The organism is Variovorax sp. Soil_C_26, assembly GCF_057657075.1.
In genome coordinates, this window is record NZ_JBDGJC010000007.1 from 317075 (window position 1) to 335866 (window position 18792).

13 protein-coding genes and 1 pseudogene are annotated in these 18792 nt (G+C 67.8%); 3 read left to right on the plus strand and 11 right to left on the minus strand.

Annotation, left to right across the window (positions count from 1 at the left end):
- Position 1 precedes the first annotated feature (1 nt).
- The 4 genes from tssM to tssJ all read right to left on the minus strand — a co-directional run bounded on the left by tssM (position 2) and on the right by tssJ (position 7088).
- On the minus strand, positions 2-3634 hold the full coding sequence (tssM, locus tag AC3A6G_RS21125) for a type VI secretion system membrane subunit TssM (protein WP_487874483.1): 3633 nt from the start codon (positions 3632-3634) through the stop codon (positions 2-4).
- Positions 3634-5025 carry a DotU family type VI secretion system protein gene (locus AC3A6G_RS21130; RefSeq protein WP_487865209.1) on the minus strand — a complete coding sequence of 464 codons (1392 nt, stop codon included), beginning with the start codon at positions 5023-5025 and terminating at the stop codon, positions 3634-3636. Before AC3A6G_RS21130 ends, tssM begins: the two co-directional genes overlap by 1 nt.
- Positions 5026-5033: 8 nt before the next feature.
- Positions 5034-6329, minus strand: a complete 1296-nt coding sequence (gene tssK / locus AC3A6G_RS21135) for a type VI secretion system baseplate subunit TssK (RefSeq protein ID WP_487874486.1) — start codon at positions 6327-6329, stop codon at positions 5034-5036.
- 243 nt (positions 6330-6572) lie between these two features.
- Complete coding sequence (gene tssJ / locus AC3A6G_RS21140) at positions 6573-7088, minus strand: type VI secretion system lipoprotein TssJ (protein ID WP_487861108.1); 516 nt, start codon at positions 7086-7088, stop codon at positions 6573-6575.
- Positions 7089-7272: 184 nt separating this feature from the next.
- Here tssJ and AC3A6G_RS21145 point away from each other — a divergent pair, with 184 nt between their 5' ends.
- Genes AC3A6G_RS21145 through AC3A6G_RS21155 form a run of 3 tightly spaced genes read left to right on the plus strand, consistent with a single transcriptional unit; the run spans position 7273 to position 10366 of the window.
- On the plus strand, positions 7273-7647 hold the full coding sequence (locus tag AC3A6G_RS21145) for a TssQ family T6SS-associated lipoprotein (protein ID WP_487861107.1): 375 nt from the start codon (positions 7273-7275) through the stop codon (positions 7645-7647).
- A gap of 51 nt (positions 7648-7698) precedes the next feature.
- Positions 7699-9555: a type VI secretion system-associated FHA domain protein TagH gene (gene tagH, locus AC3A6G_RS21150; protein ID WP_487861106.1), complete on the plus strand. Its 1857-nt coding sequence runs from the start codon at positions 7699-7701 to the stop codon at positions 9553-9555.
- Positions 9548-10366, plus strand: coding sequence for a PP2C family protein-serine/threonine phosphatase (locus AC3A6G_RS21155; RefSeq protein ID WP_487861105.1), 819 nt, complete (start codon positions 9548-9550; stop codon positions 10364-10366). Before tagH ends, AC3A6G_RS21155 begins: the two co-directional genes overlap by 8 nt.
- 18 nt (positions 10367-10384) lie before the next feature.
- Here AC3A6G_RS21155 and AC3A6G_RS21160 read toward each other — a convergent pair whose 3' ends face one another.
- The 7 genes and pseudogenes from AC3A6G_RS21160 to AC3A6G_RS21190 form a co-directional block, all read right to left on the minus strand.
- Positions 10385-10768: a DUF4150 domain-containing protein gene (locus tag AC3A6G_RS21160; protein WP_487874484.1), complete on the minus strand. Its 384-nt coding sequence runs from the start codon at positions 10766-10768 to the stop codon at positions 10385-10387.
- Between the two features lie 44 nt (positions 10769-10812).
- A complete protein-coding gene (locus tag AC3A6G_RS21165; RefSeq protein ID WP_487861103.1) occupies positions 10813-11523 on the minus strand; it encodes a DUF3540 domain-containing protein in 711 nt (236 codons plus the stop codon).
- Positions 11520-12647, minus strand: a complete 1128-nt coding sequence (locus AC3A6G_RS21170) for a pentapeptide repeat-containing protein (protein WP_487861102.1) — start codon at positions 12645-12647, stop codon at positions 11520-11522. Before AC3A6G_RS21170 ends, AC3A6G_RS21165 begins: the two co-directional genes overlap by 4 nt.
- Positions 12644-15310, minus strand: coding sequence for a DUF2169 family type VI secretion system accessory protein (locus tag AC3A6G_RS21175; protein ID WP_487861101.1), 2667 nt, complete (start codon positions 15308-15310; stop codon positions 12644-12646). Before AC3A6G_RS21175 ends, AC3A6G_RS21170 begins: the two co-directional genes overlap by 4 nt.
- On the minus strand, positions 15307-15747 hold the full coding sequence (locus tag AC3A6G_RS21180; protein WP_487861100.1) for a hypothetical protein: 441 nt from the start codon (positions 15745-15747) through the stop codon (positions 15307-15309). Before AC3A6G_RS21180 ends, AC3A6G_RS21175 begins: the two co-directional genes overlap by 4 nt.
- 37 nt (positions 15748-15784) lie before the next feature.
- Positions 15785-18127 (minus strand): type VI secretion system Vgr family protein, encoded by a 2343-nt coding sequence (locus AC3A6G_RS21185; protein WP_487861099.1) that lies wholly within the window; start codon positions 18125-18127, stop codon positions 15785-15787.
- A gap of 55 nt (positions 18128-18182) precedes the next feature.
- Positions 18183-18792: pseudogene (locus AC3A6G_RS21190) on the minus strand (type VI secretion system tip protein VgrG); the annotation flags it as partial.

Below are 18792 nucleotides of genomic sequence, written 5' to 3' on the forward strand. Positions count from 1 at the left end.
CTCAGGATTTCCCGGGGCACGAGAACCCGCTCATCTGGTTGAGCCGCAGCGGGTTGTAGACGCTGTTCGCGTTCACCGCGAGCACCACCTTGCGGCCCTGCAGGTCGAAGGTGGCATTGAACGATTCGGGCGCGCTGCCGGCCGAGACCGAGGCGCGGTCGAACAGCCGGTGCAGTGCCCACGGTCCCTCGGTCACGATGCCGCCGGCGGGTGTGCCGTTGGCGGTAGTCACCTGCAGCCGCACCTGGTTGCTGTTGCGCGGACCGGGCCACTTGACGGAGGCGGGCGCCTGCGGGCCGTGGGCATAGCGCACCGTCTGGCCATCGACGTCGAGCGTGAACTGCGTCAGCGCGGCGTCCATGTCCTCGGGTCGGATGTCGATGGTGAACGACGGCGTGCGCCCGCCCGCCATGCCCGAGAAGAAGACGTCGCGAATGGCCTGCGCCTTCTGGAACGAATCGAGGTAGGCCGAGCGGCCCGACGCACTGCCGTCGATGCCGCGCTTGAAGGCCCAGGGGTTGACCGAGGTGTCGACCTGCGAGGCGAGGTTCTTCTGGAAGAAGTCGTCCATCATGCCGCCCGGTGCGAACAGCTGCGCGAAGTCGCCGGCCGCCACGTCGCGCTTCGATCCGCGCGAGAACGGATAGCGCCCGGCGATGGCCCGGTTGCAGAACTGCCCGATGGTCGCGGCCGCGCTCTGGCCGATGTTCTGCCGCGTGACGGCCGCGGCCTTCGACGACGCGGTGGCCGAGAGGTCGTTGAGCATGCCCTGGAACGGCACCGGCAGGCGGCCCGCCTCGGCCTGCACCTTGGTGACCGCGTCGCTCGACGGCGGGATGTTGCCGCTGCGCAGCGCTGTGTCGGTGGCGGTGAGGAAGGTGTAGAGCTCGTTGATCAGCGCGGCGGTGGCGTCGATGGGCGCCTGCCCGCCGTTCTTCGGTGCCGTCACCATGCGGCGCAGCGGCGCGAAGTGGTTGTCCACGAGCGACTCGGGGCGGTCGGGAATCGTGTTGCGGCGCTGGCTGCCGTCGGGCTGGCCGATGAGCTGCTCGATGCGCTCGCGCGTGCTGGCCACGCGGTTCTGCGCCTGGTCGAGCAGGCTGCGCGTGGCCTCGTCATGGTTGCGCAGCAGATCGGTCTCGCGTGCCGCGCCGCGAATCAGGCGCGACATCGGCGACTCGGAGGTCGACAGCACGCGCGTCATCTGGATGCTCTGCAGCAGCGAGCGGCTGTCGGCCAGGCGAATGTCGGCCAGGTACTCGTCCCAGGTGCGGATGTAGTCGGTCAGGTAGAGCCGGCGCACCTCGCGCAGCAGCAGCTCGCGCGAGGTGATGTCGGTCATGCCGGGCGCGCGGATCTCGAGCACCCAGCGGTCTTCCTGCTCGAGCGCGAGCGTGGTCTCGGCCATGCGCTTGTCGAAGATGTCCCAGTACCCGCGGTAGGTGAAGAGCGTCGGGATGCCGTCGGTCAGCGGCTTGCCGCTCGCGCGCCGGATCACGAGCGCCGATTCGGCGCCCGCCGCCTCGGCGATGCTGAACGCATTGGGCGGGCTGGTCTGCAGCAGGATGCGCTTGAGCCGCGCATACGAGCGTTGCGCGAGCGGCATGCCCGCGAGGCGCTCGCGCGTCTCGGTGACCAGCCGCTCGTCCTTGGCGAAGGGCGAGGTCACCACGCGGCCCGCGAACAGCGCCTGCAGGTGCGTCTCGAGGTTGGTGCGCTGCTCGCGCGTGAGGCCGGCGCCGATCTTGCGGTCCACGTCGGTCAAGAGCCAAGCCTGCAGGTAGTCGGCGTCGTAGCGCTCCGCGTCGTAGAGCATCAGGTAGGCCTTGAGCGCCTCGTAGCTGTATTCGGCGTCGCTCTTCGGCGCCTCGCGCAGCGCCTGCTCCACCCGGTGCGCCGCCTGCGGCAGCAGCACGCTCTCGAGCGCGCGCTGGTAGACGCCGTCGGTCGCGGCCTGCAGCTTGTCGCCCTGGTAGAGGCCGAAGCGGTGGCCGAGCGGCGGGTCTTCGATGTCGAACTCGCTCGATTTCGGCAGGTCGCGCAGGCGGTCGAGCACCGGCAGTGAACTCGCGATGTCGCTGTTCGAATCGACTACCGTCGGCAGCTCGCCGCGCGCCGCGGCCTTGTTGAAGGTCTTCGCGTTGTTGTCGACCTCGGCCACGTAGTCGCGGTTGTTGCGCCAGCTGTTCACGCAGGCGCCGAGCAGCACCACCATGAGCACGCCGATCAGCGCGTAGCCGCCGACGTCGATGGCGCGCTTGCGCCGGTACCAGCGCAGATTGGTGCCGGCGACGCCCGCGTCGCGGAAGATCACCTGCTGCAGCAGCTCCTTGAGGAAGTAGCTCTTGCCCGGCCCCGGCGGCGGCGCGGGCGGCGCGTTGACCGCGAGGTAGCGCTTGATCGCGCCCATCACGCGGTCGAAGGCGGTGCCCTCCTGCGTGCCGCTCGTGAAGTACACGCCGCGCAGCATCGGCGCGGTCTCGAACTTCGACGGATTGAACACGTCGGCCAGGAACGTGCCGAGGATGTCCTCGAAACTGGCGAACTGCTGCGGCAGCAGGTAGGCCTGCGCGCGCCGGAGCGGGTCGGGCTCGGCCGCGAGCAGTTCGGGCAGGCGCTCGTCGAGCCGCTGGTGCAGCAGCTTGTATTCTTGGTGGAAGCGCTCGCGCAGGTCGGCCTTGGCCGGATCGGCCGGGTTCTCGTCGATCGGGAAGGTGAAGCCCCAGACCTGCGAGCGCTCGGCACGCCCGAGCGAGCCGAAGTACTCGTTGAATCCCGCGAGCAGGTCGGTCTTGGTGACCATCACGTACACCGGGAAATTGATGCCCAGGTCGCTGCGCAGCTCGAGCAGCCGCTTGCGCAGCGCCATCGCATGGCGCGCGCGCTGCGCGTCGTCGGCCAGCGGCAGGTCGGCGATGCTGATCGTGAGGATCGCGCCGTTGATCGGCTGGCGCGGCCTGAACTTCTTGAGCAGCTCGAGGAAACCCTTCCACTCGCCCTCGTCGGTCTCGCGATTGCTCTCGTGCGTGGTGTAGCGCCCGGCGGTGTCGATCAGCACCGCCTCGTTGGTGAACCACCAGTCGCAGTTGCGCGTGCCGCCGATGCCGCGCACCGCGGCCTTGCCGAGCTGGTCGGCGAGCGGGAAGTCGAGGTCGGAATTGACCAGCGCGGTGGTCTTGCCCGAGCCCGGCGCGCCGATGAAGATGTACCAGGGCAGCTGGTAGAGGTACTGGCGGTCGAACACCGAGAAGCGGCCCGCGCCCTTGCCGTCGGCACCCGTGCCGAAGCGCATGTTCTTGAGAATGGCGGTGGCGTCGGTGAAGCCGCTCTGCAACTCCTTGATTTCGGGCGCGTCCTCGGGCTTGGCGGCCTTCTCCTTCGAGGGCGTGCGCAGCTGGTTGAGCAGCTGCGCATTGAGGCGCCGCTCGCGCCACTTGCGGTAGAGCACGCGCGCGATCCAGATCGCGAACATCAGCGCGATCACGACGATGCGCACGAACTCGCTTTCGAGCGGCCGGTAGCGGCCCACCGCCACGACGGGCCCGATGATCCAGATCAGGAAGGCCAGCGCCAGCAACCCGAAGAACACCCACAGGTCGCGGCTCACGATGAAACGGAAGATCGCGCGCAGCATCAGCGGGACCCTCCCTGCGGCGCTTGCCTCGCGGCACCCGCCACGGGCGCCACCAGCAGCGTGATCTCGACGCGCCGGTTGCGCGCGCGGTTCGCCGGCGAGTCGTTGGGCACCAGCGGATCGGCCTCGCCGCGGCCTTCGGCACGCAGGCGCTCGGGCCGGTCGATGCGCTCGGCGACCATCTTCTTGACGGCATCGGCTCGCGCCTGCGAGAGCTGCCAGTTGGAAGGAAAGCGCACGCTGCGGATCGGCTGGTCGTCGCTGAAGCCGCTGATCAGCACATTGCCCTGCACCGAATTGAGCGCGTCGGCCACGCGCGCGAGCACGGGCAGGTAGCGGTCGAGCACGCGGTCCGATGCCGAGGCGAACAGGCCGTCGCCGCGCAGCACCACCACGCTGCGGTCGGCCTCGTCGCGCACCGTCAGCAGGCCGTCGCGGATTTCGGGCTCGAGAAAGCGCTGCAGCCGCGGCTGCGGTGCCGGCAGCGCCACTGCGCGGTGCGTCTGCGGCAGGCGCACCGCATTGACGGCAGCGAAAGCGCCGTCGGAGCGGCCGGCGAGGCTGAAGGTGAGCAGCGCGAACACCAGCACCAGCAGCACCCCGGCGACCGCGGCCACGGCCCACAGCGGCAGCCGGTTGCGCGTGCGGCGCACCGGCGTGCTCGCATCCTGCCAGTGCGGCGACAACGGCACGGGAATCTCGCCACGTGTCTGCCGGATGATCTGCAGCAGCCGCTGCTTGAGCGTCTCGAGCTGCGTGCGGCCGTTGTCGATCACGCGGAAGCGGCCTTCGAAGCCCATCGCGAGGCAGAAATAGATCAGCTCGATCAGGTGCAGGTGCTGCTGCGGGTTCTGGACCAGGCGCGACAGCAGCTGGAAGAACTTCTCGCCGCCCCAGGTCTCGTTGTGGAACATCACGAGCAGGCTCTGCGACGACCAGATGCTGCCACCCCAGGGCGTGAGCGCAGCTGCCTCGTCGACCGCGGTGCACAGGCAGTAGCGCGCGCCGATGATCACCTCGGGCGCGATGCCGCTCTGCTGCGCGCGCGTCTCGAAGCGGCGCACCTCGTCGACCAGGTGCTCGCGCAGTTGGGCCGGCGAATCATGGTGGCCGGTGGCGCGGATCTGCGGGATCAGGTCGAGCAGCGGATTGGCCGCCGCGACCAGCGGGTTGTTGCCGGCGAGCGCAGTGTCGCCCGCATGCGGGCGGCGCGCGTCGTGCCAGGCAGTGAAGGCCTGCGGCGGCTCGCCCGGGCCGCGCGAGGCGGCGGGCATGCCGGGCGCATCGCCGTGCTGGCTGCTGCCTTGGTGGTTGCCCGGGTGGGCGCCGCCGCCCGGATTCGGTGGCACGAAGCCTCCAGCACCGACGGCCATGTCGTTGACACCGCTCATAAGGTCCTTCACGGACGGATGGCCCAGAACTCCATGGCCAGCCCGGGGAAGTCGCCGGCCAGGTGCATTGCCACGCCGCCCGATTTCTCGAGCTGGCGCCACATGTCGCCGCTCTTGTCGAGTTCGAAGTAGTGATAGCCCGCGTGGTACGGAATCTGGCGCGGCGCCACCGGCAGCGGCCGCACGGTCACGCCGGGCAGCTGCAGCTGCACCAGGTCGCGGATGCGCTCGACCGAGCCGATCTTGACCTGCGTCGGAAAGCGCTGCTGCACCGCCTCGGCCGGCAGGTCGGCATGCACCGCGAGCACGAAGCCCGCATTGCGCACCAGCACCGGATCGGGCATGCGGCCTACGCGCACGCCGTGGCTTCGCTCCTCGAGCTCGATCGCGATGGCGCTCTGCTCGAGCACCGCCGAGAGCGAACGCCGCAGCTCCTCGATCAGCGGGCGGATGCTCTCGTTGAGGTTGTCGTGGTCGTACACCGGCCACACCACCGGGCGCCGCGTCGGCGAGGTGTGCGTGGCCAGATGGCAGGCGAGCTTGAGCCAGTCGACGAACAGCTGCTCGGGATGCACCTGCACGGCCTGCTGCGCATGCCAGGTGAGCGCGAGATAGCGATTGACCAGTTCGAGCAGCAGGAAGTCGGACACCTCGCTGACGCCGCCGCGGCCCGGCTGCGACAGCCGCGAGGCCAGCGCCTCGGAGCGCTGCGTGAGCAGGCCGTGCAGCTCGGCGATCATGCTGCGCAGCATCGGGTGCGTGGAGGCATCGAGCACCGGCGGTATGTAGTTGGCATCGACCACGAGCTTGTGGTCGGTGCGGCGCTCGATCACGCGCACCGCGCCGATGGCCTGCCATTCGGCCGTGAGCGACGATGCACGGGCCAGGCGCAGGCGCGGCCGCGCGAGCTGCAGCACCGCGGGGCCGAGTGCGACCGCGTTGGCGTCGGTCACCTCGCGCTCGATCACGCCGAAGCGCGCGGCCGAGCCCTCGTCCTCCGCGAAGATGACCTCTTCGCTGCCCGTCCGTCGCAGCGGCAATGCCAGCACGATCAGTTCGTCGGTCAGGTCGGTGGGTACTTCATAGGGCGGCGGCGCGTCCTCGGCGCCGAACGCGAACGGCGTGCCGTCGGGCAGCACGCCCGCGCCGCCGAGCAGCGAGATGCGGCCGAGCGCATACGCGTCGCGGTCGATCTCGAGCTGCAGCCATCCCCAGTAGGCGCCTTGCAGTCCCGCGGAGCGGCGCGTGACGTAATGCTCGACGTAGCGCTCCAGCTGCTGGAAGTGCTGCGGCCTCAGGTACATGCCTTCGGACCAAACGACGCGATTTGCCAACGCCTGCGGGTGAGCGCCTTGTCTTGCGGTGCCCGGGTTGCGAACTGTCACCAAAGAACCTCCTGGGAGTGCCCACACTGGGGCGGGATGGCCGGGTTAAGGGCATCCCGCTCGATACTGTTTTGTTCTCGGATGCTACACGGCGCTTCTTACATTTTTCACTGCATTTCGCGCACGAATTCTTCGCACTTTTGGGTTACTTCGCCAGCAGGATTAACGACTTGGTAGTAACTCGATGCCTGTTTTTCGCACGGCGATGCGCACCACCTGCTCGCTCGGCGAAAACTGCCAGACCTTGTAGAGATTGGTTTGCTTCGGCTCCTTGAGCGGCAGCACGATGCGCCAGCGTGCGGACTCCAGCCTGCGGTAGCCCGCGATGATGCCGATCGCGCGCGAGTCGAGTCCTGCCTCGCGCTTGAAGGTGCGTTGCTCGCCGCTGCGCATGATCGCCTGGTCGGCGTTCACGAGTTCCGTCGACAGCGTCTCGCGGTCGCGGTCCTGCAGTGCAAAGTAGTCTGCCGCTTCGAAGTTACCGGAAGATTTCAATTCGAAGACTTTTACGAGGATCGGTGCGGGCTGGCCGCGGCCGTCGGGATTGACGCCCTCGTCGATGCGCACGCTGACGGCATAGGGCGTGGGCAGCGACTTCGCGGTCGATGCACATCCAGCGAGGCCACCGAGCAGCGGTGTGGTGACCAATGCGCCTTGAAGAAGGATTCGTCGTTGCATATGTGATCTTCCTCTGGGTTCGCGATCTATATTATCGAAGTTGTGCGTACGCACCACTTCGTATCGCTTCGCATCGTCCGGCATCGCACGCCTGTCGCATGACAGCGGCACACTCTCTCGCGCATTGCCTTCCGCAAGTTAGGAGAAAAGATTGAAGTCATGTCTGGCCGCCCTGGCATTCACCGTGTTGTCCCTCGTCGCCGGTTGCACCGCCACGCCGCCACCCGATCCGCAACAACCCGAGCGGCTGAGCCAGCAGGTGGCACGCACCACGCTCGAACGCGCACAGCAGGCGTATGACGAAGGCGACTACGCCAAGGCCATCACCACGCTCAAGAGTGGCGGCGTGTCGGTGTTCGACGCGGCGGAACCCGGCACCCGGCTCGACGCGATGAAGCTCGAGGCCTTCAGCTACTGCGTGGCCAACCAGGTGCCCGAATGCCGCGCACAGTTCCGCAAGCTGCTCGACACCTTTCCCAACTTCGATCTCAACGTGGCCGAGCGCAAGCATCCGGTCTGGGGCCCTGCCTTCGAGGCCGCGAAGCGGATGAAGCGCTGAGACGCCGTGAACGAACGAGCAGCATCAGCTCGACATGAACATGGAGACGCCATGCGCTGGACCGTGATCGAACATGCCGGCAAGCCGGTGGCCTCGGGACCCTCGGCATTGCTTGCCATGCCGGGCGGCACCATCGGCCGCAGCCCCGACAACCACCTGGTGCTGCCCGACGCGCAGCGCCAGATCTCGCGCCTGCAGGCCACCGTGCGCTTCGACGATACCGGCACCGCCGTGCTGCGCAACATGAGCGCAGTGCTGCCGATCGTCGTCAATGGGCGCACGCTGGCGCACGAGCAGGAGTCGCCGGTCGCCGATGGCGACCGCGTGACCATCGGCAGCTACGTGCTCGAGGCCGCGAGCGGGACACGCGCCGCGGCTGCTGCCGTCGATGCGCCAGCGATGCCGATGCCCGCAGCGGCCGCACCCGCGCGCGACATGCAGGTACCGCCCACGGTGGCGCCCGCGCCCATCGATGCGCTGTTGCCTTCGACGCCGGTCTCCGATGTGTTCTCGGACCTCTTCGGCGCAGGCGCGCTGCCGATCGGCGATGCGCAGCCGGTGAGCGCTGCGCCGGTGCCGGCGCCCGCACCCGCAGTGGTGCCGCCACCACCGCCACCACCACTGCCATCTCCGCCGGCACCGGCACCGATCGCCTGCCCTGCCACGGCGGCAGCGCAGGTACCCACCGCCGCCGACTGGGACGCGATCCTTGCCAACGCCCCGCGCCGAGCGCCGAGCGCCGAACCCGAGCCGATGCCCGACCCGATGGCGCACGAGCCTTTCGAGCTGCCCTCGCAGGCGCGCAGGAACCCGGCCGATCCGCTGGCCGAGCTGAACCCGCATGCGGCCGGTGGCATCTCCGACGTGGCGCTCAAGCGCGGCATGGACCCGCTGTCGTTCTTTGCGGGCGACAGCAGTGCGCCCTCGCCGCTGTCCGATCCGCGCCCGACCGCGCTCACGCACGACGATCCGCTCAGCGACGTGCATCCCGCGATCGACCTGCTGGCCCGACCGCCAGCGCCCGCGGCCTACGCCAGCCATTCGGACCATGCGCGCGAAGTGACCGCGCAGTTCAGGCCGCCCGATCCGGTGGCGTTCGAGCCGGCGAAGCCCCAGCCCGCGAAATCTGAAATAAAGGCCGCCGAAGCGACGGTCGAAGTGCCGGCACCTGCGCCCGTCGCGATCGTCGCACCGGTCCAGCCCCCAGCCCCAGTCGCGCCCGCCATTGCGCCTGCACCGGAACCTGTCCCCGAACCTCCGCCACCCGAACCGTTGGCCAGCCCGCCGCCGATGGCTGCGACGTCGAACGACGACCTCTTCCGCGCATTCCTCGAAGGCGCCGGCGTGCCCGACGTCGCGGGCCAGCAGCCGTGCGATGCCGAGGCCATGCGCCGGCTCGGCCGGCTGATGCGCGCATTCACCGACGGCACCATCGAGCTGCTGTCGTCGCGCGCCATGCTCAAGCGCGAGGTGCGCGCCGAGATCACGATGATCGTCGACGAGGAGAACAACCCGTTCAAGATCCTGCCCAACGGCCGCGCCGTGCTGATGCAGATGTTCGGCGCGCGCATGCCGGGCTTCCTGCCGCCCGAGGCCGCCGTGCACGATGCGCTCGGCGACCTGCAGTCGCACCAGCTCGGCATGGTGGCCGGCATGCGCGCCGCGCTGCTCACCGTGCTCCAGCGCTTCGATCCCGGCGCCCTCGCGAGCGAGACGCCGCACGACGGCGGGCTCGGCGAGAAGCTGCTGCCCGGCGGACGCGAGGCGCGCCTGTGGCGCCAGCTGCAGAAGCTGCATGCCGAGACCACGGCGGCGGTGGAAGACGACTTCCAGGCCGTCTTCGGCCGGGCTTTCCAGCAGGCCTACGACAAGGAGATGGAACGCTTGAAGGAGGCCCGCCGTGCTTGAAGCCACGCGCACCGTGTCGTCGATTCCGATCTCGACCTCGCAGTTCTCCTGCGTGGGCGAGCGCAGCGGCAACCAGGACGCCATCGGCTACCACCTCGACGACCACAGCGCCTGCTTCGTCGTGAGCGACGGCGTCGGCGGCAACGCGGGCGGCGAACTGGCCGCGCGCATCGCGGTCGACACCGCACTCGACACCTTCGTCGACCATCCTTCGGTCGCGCAGGAGGACATCCAACATGCGGTGAAGCGGGCCAACGACGCCATCCTCGCGAAGCAGCGCGAGCTGGCCGACCAGAACCGCATGAGCGCGACCATCGTCTCGCTGTTCGTCGACCGCGCGAGCGGCCAGGCCTGCTGGGCCCACGTGGGCGACAGCCGCCTCTACTGGTTCCGCCGCGGCGCGCTCATGCAGCGCACCGAGGACCACAGCCTGTCCGAACGCTCGGGCGAGGCCGCGATCGGCAGCGGCACCAACGGCGGCGAGCGCCTGGTGAAGACCAACCTGCTGTACCGCGCGCTCGGCGCGCGGGCCACGGCCGAGACCACGGTCTCGACGCCGCAGCGCCTGGCCGACGGCGACGCCTTCCTGCTGTGCACCGACGGGCTCTGGCAGCTCATCTCGCAGCAGGTGATGGAGCGCTCGCTGCAGCTCGCCGCGAGCGCCGAGGAATGGCTCGCGCTGCTACGCCGCGCGGCCGAGGCCAAGGCCGACGACGCGCGCGACAACTACTCGGCGCTGGCGGTGTGGGTGGGGTTTCCGCAGCAGGTGACGCTGGCCGGGACGGCGCGGCCGGGGGCGGCGGGCGGCTGAGGTTGCATTGCCGGCGACTCAGGCGCAGAGGTTCACGCTGGTGAGCTGGGGCGGCGTCGCGAGGATGCCGTTCGCGTTGCCGCGGTTCTGCTTGGTAAAGCTCGTCACGCGCGTGGCCGGGGACCCTTTGATCAGGAAGGTGTTGGAGGCAGTGATCTTCTTCGACTGTCCCATGACGCTGGGCACGCGGACACCGAGTCCGATCCCCGCGGTGTCGCCGAAGGTCAGCGGAATCTTGGTCTTCTTGTTGTGCGCCATCATGCAGGACCAGAAGATGTTCGGCACGTTGGGGGTCGCCATCAGGCCCAGCCCGATGTCGATGTGAGGGATGGGAACGGCCGGTGTCTTGCAGACGTCCGGGAATCCAAGATCCAGACTGGGGCCTTGCGCGGCAAAGAACATCTCGGCTCTCCTTCAAAAAAAGTTTCGTTGCTTGGACGGGCTTCTCAGCCCATGTGGATCTGCTTGGCATCGGCCTTGATCAGATCCTTGGCCGTGACCACGGTGTTTCTTCCATGCACCCGCGCCATCTCGCTGGCCTGGTAGTCGATCTGGCCCGCGTGCAGCTGGTCCACGCCCTCGGTCATGCGAAAGGCCGACTTGCTCAGGTGCACGAGGCGGTCGACGATGGCCTCGTAGACGCGGCCGACGATGCGCATGTTCAGCACGGTCGCGCGCGCTTCCACGCCCTGGTAGCTCATCCGGCCGACCTGGCAGTCGGCCGCCTGCGCGTCGAGGCGCAGTTGCGCGGTGTCCATGCGCAGAGCGCGTGGACCGCTCAGGTGCAAGTCTGTGGCGCCCTGCAGCGTGACCGCACCGCGCTGCGAAGCCACTGTGAGATCGCCGGCCACCTCGATGTGGGCGACCCCGGCATCGGCCTGCTCGGCCACGGCGGTCAGGTACAGGCGCTGCGCGTCGGGACCGCTGACGAGCACGATGTCACCGATCTCCGGCCGCAGCAGGCAGCTGGCGGCGCGCAGGCACCGCAGCATGCGCCCGTCGCTGTCCACGCTGTGGATGCCTCCAGGCAGGATGGCCGTCACTGTGCCCAGCGCATTGACAACGCCGCCGCCCCCGGGCTTGAGCGCAGCGGCCGCAGAGCGCAGTTCGCCGCCTGCGGGTGTCGGGTCGGAAGCTGTACGTCGGAATGTCGTCATCTCTGGGAATCCTTCTCTGCGGCCTGTGCGCTCGTGTCCGGCTCGCCGCGAGACCGGGGTGGATCGCGGTGGCTGGGCCGGCGCGCCGAATAGGCCTCGGCCTCGTACAACGCATCTTCCTTGAGCAGCAGGCCGCCGCGGTCGGAGAACTGCGTGCCTTCGAGCACCGCGCGGTGCACCTTGGTGCGCATCAGTGTGGCGCCCCGGAAATCGGCTTCGCGCAGATCGGCATAGGAAAAGTCGGCGTAGGCGAGCCGCGCTTCCGAAAACCTCGCATCGCCGCATTGCGCACGGTGGAAGACGCATTGTTCCAGGTGCGCGCCGGACAGGTCGGCACCGGGCAGCCGGGCATCGGCCCAGACGCTCTGGAAGAAGTGGCCGCCGTTGAAGGACACGCCGCCGAGGTTGGCCCCCACGAACACGCTGTGCGCCGCCGCCGCACGTCGGAACGAACCGCCCTCGATCCGCGCTCCCTTGAAGTTGCACTGGCGCAGCGTCGCTTCGTCGAAGTCGCAGGCAGCCAGGTTGGCATCGGGAAACTGGCAGAGATTGAATGTCTGCCCGCGAAACACCTGCCCCGACAGATCGCACTCGGAAAAGATGCAGCGTTCGAAGCTGCAGCGCGCGAACACCGCGGTGCGCAGGTCGGCCTGATAGAAGGTGGCGCCGTCGAGCAGCGATCCGGAAAAATCCGTCCGGTCGAGCCGCGCCCCATAGAACACCAGCATTTCGGACTTGATGTCGCGCAGCGAAGTCCCCGCCAGGTCGCAATTGGAAATGCCGATCACATCGCCCTCGACACCGTCGAAGCGCGCGTCGGCGAGCTGCGTGTCGTAGAAGCTCGTGCCATTCATGGTGGCGCCGGCCATCGCGGCGCCGGATGCGTTCACGCGATGGAAGTTGCAGCGGTCCAGCACGGCGCGCTCGAGCGTGGCACGGCTCAGTCCGCAGGTCGCGAAGGCGCTGCCCTTGAGGTTCGCGCCCGACAGGTCCGCGCCAGTGAAGTCGCTCTCGATGAACATGCCGCCTGACAGGTCGAGGCCGCGGAAATCCATGCCAGCCAGGTTCTGGTCGACGATTTCCTGCCCGCGCTTGACCATGGTCTGCACCTCCTTCGGCGTCATCGCGCGCCCTCTTGCGCCTTGCGCCGCGGCACCGTGACCACGTTGACCGTGTAGGCCTCGTCGAAGCGCGTGGTGTCGTCGATCAGGCACTGGGACAGGTCGGCCTGGAACAGGTTGGCGCGGTGGAAATCAGTGGCAACGAGGATGGCCTTGCTGAAGTCGGCCTCGATCAGGCTCACGTCGACCAGCGACGCAGCGGTGAGATCGGTGCGCACGAATTCGGAACCGTCGGCGTTCGCGCCGTCGAGCCGGGCGCCACGCATCGACGCATCGGTGAAGTCGGTGTTGTCGAGCCTCGCATCGCGGAAGTCGGCCTCGTCGAGGCGGATCGACTGCAGGTTGCATTCGACCAGCGTAGCGCCCTGGAAGTCGGCCTTGTGCAGGTCGCTCGATCCCACGAAACAGGTCGCAACGAGGCGCGCATCGGAGAAGTCCATGGCCTCGGTGCAGTCGGTGTCGGTCCAGTCGCAGGTGTCGAGCGTGGCCCCACGGAAGCGCAGCCCGCCGGCCTGGCATTCGATCCAGGCCACCTTGTGGAATCTGGCGCCTTCGAAATCCAATCCTTTCAGCCGGGTGCCCTCGGTGAAGCTCAAGTTCCGCAGTTGCGCACGCTCGAAGCCGCAGTTCTCCCACACCACGCCCGCGGCCTCATGGAGGTCGAAAAATGCGTCGGCGAATCTGCAGCCGTGCGCGGCCATGCCTTCGAGTTGGGTGGACTCGAAGCGCGCACCGGTGAAATCCGCGTTCTCGCACCGCACCAGGGACAGGTTCGCGTCCTTGAGGTTCACTTGCTGCATTGAAGTGCCGACCAGGCGCGCGCGCGCGAGCAGCGCGTCCGACAAGTCGCCGCCATCGAGCTTGCTGCCGCTGAGATCGGCGCACTCCAGCATCGCGCGGTGCCAGCATGCGCCGCGCAGGTCCATCCCCGTGAGATCCGCGCCCGTGAGGTCCATGTCGGACAGGTCTCGCGTGCCGGCCATCCGACGCTCGACTTCCATGCGCGTCTCGGCCGACCGCGCTTCGGACATCGGGTCCGCCGCATCCTGGTGTTGTGCCGTGCGGCGGTAGTTCTCGAGCAACTGGCGTGCGGCATCGTCGTGAACCTCGCGCAACTGCGCGATCTGCTCGGGCGTCGGCGAGAAGCCGCTGCCGTCGGATTGGGCGACGATGCTTTCGATGCGGGACCACCTGTCCACATTCGGAGGTCCCTTCTGCGACGACGATTCGACCTGTTGCATCAGGGTCGACGTGTCGAAGCCCGCCTTGCGCGAATGCTCGGCATTGGCCTTTGCGGCCTCGTCGAGCTCCTGGCGCGCCGCCTCGATCTTCTGGCGGTGCTCCTCGATGAGCGCCTTGCGCTGGGCCATGTAGGCCGGCAGTTCGCGCAGCGTGGGCGCCTTCTCCATCAGGTCGACGGCGGGCGGCTCCTCCTGCGCGGCCGGGCCGAGGCCCGAGGACCTGAACGACACCTTCATGCGCTCGCGCTCATAGTCGGCGCGCGCCTGCACATTGCGCCGCATCGGAGATTCCTCGAGCTCCGCGTCGAGCTCAGGCCACGGGCCGATGATCGGATCGGGCAACAACAGGTCATCGCGCATGCCGTAGAGCGCGCGGTCTTCCGACTCGCAGCGCAGCACCAGCACGTCGCGCCAGGCATCGAGTCCCTGAGGCGGCATGGCCGCCTCCTCCATGGCGATCATGGCGTGCGTGACGTCTGCCGCGTCGTCCTGTTCGACCTCCACGAAGCCGTGATAGATCAGGCCCATGCGCTCCAGATGCGGAAAGAACCAGGCGGTGGTCAGGCGCATCGGCACGTCGTGCAGGGTGCCTTCGTCGAGCTTCACGCTGTTGATCGGGCCGCGCACGACGATGGCACGCGCGCGCCAGTCGGGCACCCGCCCGTGCAGCACCGTGCGGTCGGGATGCAGGTTCCAGAGCTCGAACTCCTTGCCCGCGAGTTCGCCGTCGTCACGCCCGAACCATTGGTCCGGCGGCGCGACATTGAAGAAGGCCCAGTCCATGTCCTGCGCGAAGCCGGGGTAGAGCTCGTTCTGCCAATGCGCGTCGTACTGGCGGCCCAGCCGGTCCGCACGCGAGGGCCGCGTGGCCTCTACGGGCCCGAACCCCGCTGGCTGCACGGTCTGGTCGGGGCGCTGCACGCGGGCGCGCGGATCCTCGACGTTCGGAAGGCGCTGCACCTGGACGCCACCCACCTGCTCCTGCGCATGCCCGATGCCGCACGGGTTCTCGGCCAATCCCGGACCGCCAAAGGCATGGTCCCAGTCGATGCGCATCGACTCGAAGGGCTGCGGCGCACTCGGCCGGCCATCGATCCAGAAGCGGTCGCCGAAGACCAGCAGGTCCTTCTGCCGCTCGCCGACGCGCACCCGGACCGCGCATTGCGTCTTGTCCTGCTCCCGACGGGTATAGGCCGCGCCCGTGACGAGGAATTCCGGATGCAGCTTGGGCATGCCCAGGTCGAACGCGCCGTCGGTGCCGACCTCCTCGCCGAAGATCTTCCAGCACGCCTGCTCCGAGACGAGTCGGGCGTCGCCGTCGAGGCGATCTGTCATCGCGATGGCGGTCACGGCCAGCCAGTGGCGTCCGTCGTTGGCAAAGGGCCGGGTCAGCATGCCCAGACGCAAGGGCTTGATGATTTTCATGCGTCGATCGTGGAGCGAATCTCGAGTTGCACGCGATCACGGTCCACCGCGACGCGCAACGTCGGGTTCTTGGCATAGACGATCGGCAGCGGACGGCCGCCCGAGAAGTTGGCCAGCAGTTCCTGGTCGATGAAGGTTCGCAGGGTCACGCGGTGGTTCTCGCCGTCCGAATCTGTGAACGCGATCAGCATCTCCGCGGCCGCCATGTTCGGTGAGTCTCCGCGCCAGGTCACCAGACGGAAGCCGGGCCGCGCCAGCGCCAGGATCTCGGCGACCGCGCGCGCGCCGTCGTGCCGCAGCGCCTCCCACTCCTCCTCCTCCCGGACATGCACCGCCTTGGTCGCGCTGCCGGCGCGAAAGACGCGGGAGCTGCCGAGCGTGGACACCAACAGGACCGCGACACCGACGACGGCGACCGCTATTTCCAGCCATCTCATGATCTGCATCCGCTGCGACTCCCTTGTTGCGATGGCTTCACTTCTCGACGTCGAGCGCGCTCTTTACGAATTGCGCCGCTCCAGCAACGATCAATATCGGATCAAGCCAGAAATGGTAGTGGCCGAGTTCCTGCCTGTTCACTGCCTGCACCCAGTTGACGGCCGAGATGTTCACGAATGCCCCCCTCTGCAGCAGCGTGTTACGCACCGCGAGCTGGATCTTGGCCGTGTAGGAGTCGGCCGATGCCGCCACGAACAGGGCCTGGTGGCCGATGCCTTCCTTGACCGCATGGAGCCACCACTTCGTATCCAACGAGTTGACGGTCTTGACCGGCGTATTCTCGATATCGACGCCGGTCACATTGATCTTGAGTGTGCCTGGCACATTGATCGTATGGTCACTGCCGGACAGATGAAAAATGGTCGGCGCGAAGATCACTTTCGGTCCGGTCACGGTGGTGATCTTGCTTCCCTGGACCAATGTCATGTCCACCGCGTTCACCACCTCCACCCGGGCCGCGCCGGTGATGCGGATGTCCGCTCCGCTGACCAGGCGCAGCACACTGCCGTTGATCGTCACCACCACTTCGCCATTGATGGTCTCGGTGATGCCGCCGGTGACCGTGCGCGTCTCGCCGCCCGTGATGGTCTCGGTGGCACCACCCGTGATCGTGCGTTCCTCGCCGCCCGCCACCATTTCGGTCGCCCCGCCCGTCACGGTTCGCTCCTCGCCGCCGTCGATGGTCTCCACCGCGCCGCCCGTGATGTGCCGCTCCTCGCCCGCCTCGTAGGTGGCCGACTCGTGGCCCTTGACCAGCGTGGTGCGCGTCTTCCCGGTCGTGTGCGTCTCGTCGCCCTCCACCTCCACGTCGAGGTTGCGCTCGGCATGCAGCAGGATCTGCTCGGCGCCCATCTTGTCCTCGAACGCGATGGCGTTCGCATTCGCGGGCGAGCCGCCCTTGGTCGAGCGCGACACGATGCCGCTCCGGGTGGCCTCGCCCGGCAGGTCGAACGGCGGCATCTGGTCGGCGTTGTAGACACGGCCGACGATGATGGGCCGATCGACGCGGCCCGCGATGAAGTCGACCACGACCTCCTGGCCGATACGCGGCACGTGCACGGTGCCGTAGCCATCGCCCGCCCAGGCCTGCGAAACGCGCACCCAGGCTGAACTGTTCTCGTTGCGCCGGCCCTCGCGGTCCCAGTGAAACTGAAGCTTCACGCGCCCGAATTCATCGGTCCAGATCTCCTCGCCCTCGGGGCCCACCACGGTCGCGGTCTGCGGCCCGCTCGTGTGCGGCAACGGCGTTTGCCGTGGTGCGCGATAGGGGCTGTCCGCGGGCTGCGCGACGAAATCGAAGCTGTACATGCCCGGTGCGCCGCCTGTTGTGTAGCCGCCCTCGCGCAACGCGTAGGCCACCGAGACGATCAGGTGCTCGCGGTTGTCGTCCGTGCGCGGTGCGTTGCGCATGGTGAATTTGGCGCCCGGCGCCATGCCGCGCACGCTGGCGTGGCCGGTGCTGCGCGAGGCCAGCGACTGCGCCTCTTCGAGCCGCACGCGCGCATAGTGCTCGGCTTGACCAGCGTCGACGTAGTCCCCGAGCCACTCGTACATGTCGTGGCTGGCGTTGTCGTGCGCGCGCGGCAGGCTGCGCGTGCTGCCGAGGTCGCCCTGCGGCATGGTGAAGTTGAAGTCGTCCACCGCATAGCTGCCCGTGCGGATTTCCTCGGTCACCTGCCAGTCGTCGATGACCTCCATGTCCTCGTCGATGCCGCGGTCGGCTGCGAAGTAGTCGATGGTCTCGTAGCCCGGCATCGGCTCGTGCGCACCCGCGTCGTCGGCCAGCACCAGGGTATGGCGGCCCTTCTCGTGCTTGAACCAGTAATAGATGCCCTCCAGCTCCATCAGCCGGCTCACGAAGTCGAGGTCGCTCTCGTTGTATTGCGCGCAGTACACCCACTGCCGGTAGCTGCCGCTGAGCTTCTTCTCGAACGCGAAGCCGTAGGCGCCGAACACTTCTTCGAGGATGTCGACCACCGACTTGCCCTGGAAGATCCTGCTGCCGCTCGAGAACGAGAGATACCAGAGCCAGGGCCGCAGTACGGCGCGGTAGACCGTGTGGCGCGAGCTCCCGCCTTCCCGGCCCACCTTCGAGAAACGCACCACCTGACCATCGAGGAAACGCGGGCCGCCGACGGCGGTCTTGATCTCCAGCGACACCGACTTTCCGAGAAGGGTCTTGGGATCGATCGCCACGTCCGTGCTGAGCAACTCGAGCTCGAACTCGTAGGGTTGCGAAAGGCTCTCGAAACCTTGCATCGAGCGCAGCAGCAGTTGGTCTTCGCCCAGTGGAGAGTGGGTCTTCACGATGCGGTCCATGGGCTCGAGAACTCCTGATGGGTGGTTGTGTAAGGCCGGCCGCGATGCAGCGGGATCATTTTTTCTTCGTCAGGTAGACACACGACAGGTGCAGCTTGCAGAAGCCGACGTTCAATCCCTCCTTCTTCGAACTGCGCGCCGAGGTCTCGAACTTGACCGGCGCATCGAGCAGAAAATTCGTCGCCCTGTTGGTGAACCAGCCGTTGATTTGCGTGTTGAGCCCGCAGGCCTGCAGCTTGAGCCCATAGAAATCGGTCGCCAGAACGATCGCCCGTACGTGCTGATTGGACCAACGCAGGACATTGCATTTGAGCCACGTCTCATCGGCGACGTTGAGGATGCTGTGGGGCGATCTGGTGATGCTGACCGTCGCGTTGAGCGTGTAGGTGCTCGTGGTGTCGACGTGCTGCGTCGTGTGATAGAGGATGATCGGCGCCACCACGACCTTGGGGCCGGTGACCGAGGTGCAGTCGGCCCCGTTCACCTGCTTGAGGTCCATTGCATGAACCCTCTCGATGCGCCCACTGCGGGTGATGCGCAGATCCGCACCGTTCAGGAGCCGGACGCTGCCTCCATTCACCGTCAGCGTCACGCCGCCATTGACCGTCTCGGTCAGCCCACCGGTGACCATGCGCGTCTCGCCACCCGTGATCGTCTCGGTCGCA

What these genes read in the sequence shown, in the direction of transcription:
- tssM (WP_487874483.1), bottom strand. Translation starts at nt 3,634, where the DNA reads ATGCTGCGCGCGATCTTCCGTTTCATCGTGAGCCGCGACCTGTGGGTG.
- AC3A6G_RS21130 (WP_487865209.1), bottom strand. Translation starts at nt 5,025, where the DNA reads ATGAGCGGTGTCAACGACATGGCCGTCGGTGCTGGAGGCTTCGTGCCA.
- tssK (WP_487874486.1), bottom strand. Translation starts at nt 6,329, where the DNA reads ATGTACCTGAGGCCGCAGCACTTCCAGCAGCTGGAGCGCTACGTCGAG.
- tssJ (WP_487861108.1), bottom strand. Translation starts at nt 7,088, where the DNA reads ATGCAACGACGAATCCTTCTTCAAGGCGCATTGGTCACCACACCGCTG.
- tagH (WP_487861106.1), top strand. Translation starts at nt 7,699, where the DNA reads ATGCGCTGGACCGTGATCGAACATGCCGGCAAGCCGGTGGCCTCGGGA.
- AC3A6G_RS21160 (WP_487874484.1), bottom strand. Translation starts at nt 10,768, where the DNA reads ATGTTCTTTGCCGCGCAAGGCCCCAGTCTGGATCTTGGATTCCCGGAC.
- AC3A6G_RS21165 (WP_487861103.1), bottom strand. Translation starts at nt 11,523, where the DNA reads ATGACGACATTCCGACGTACAGCTTCCGACCCGACACCCGCAGGCGGC.
- AC3A6G_RS21170 (WP_487861102.1), bottom strand. Translation starts at nt 12,647, where the DNA reads ATGACGCCGAAGGAGGTGCAGACCATGGTCAAGCGCGGGCAGGAAATC.
- AC3A6G_RS21175 (WP_487861101.1), bottom strand. Translation starts at nt 15,310, where the DNA reads ATGAAAATCATCAAGCCCTTGCGTCTGGGCATGCTGACCCGGCCCTTT.
- AC3A6G_RS21180 (WP_487861100.1), bottom strand. Translation starts at nt 15,747, where the DNA reads ATGAGATGGCTGGAAATAGCGGTCGCCGTCGTCGGTGTCGCGGTCCTG.
- AC3A6G_RS21185 (WP_487861099.1), bottom strand. Translation starts at nt 18,127, where the DNA reads ATGGACCGCATCGTGAAGACCCACTCTCCACTGGGCGAAGACCAACTG.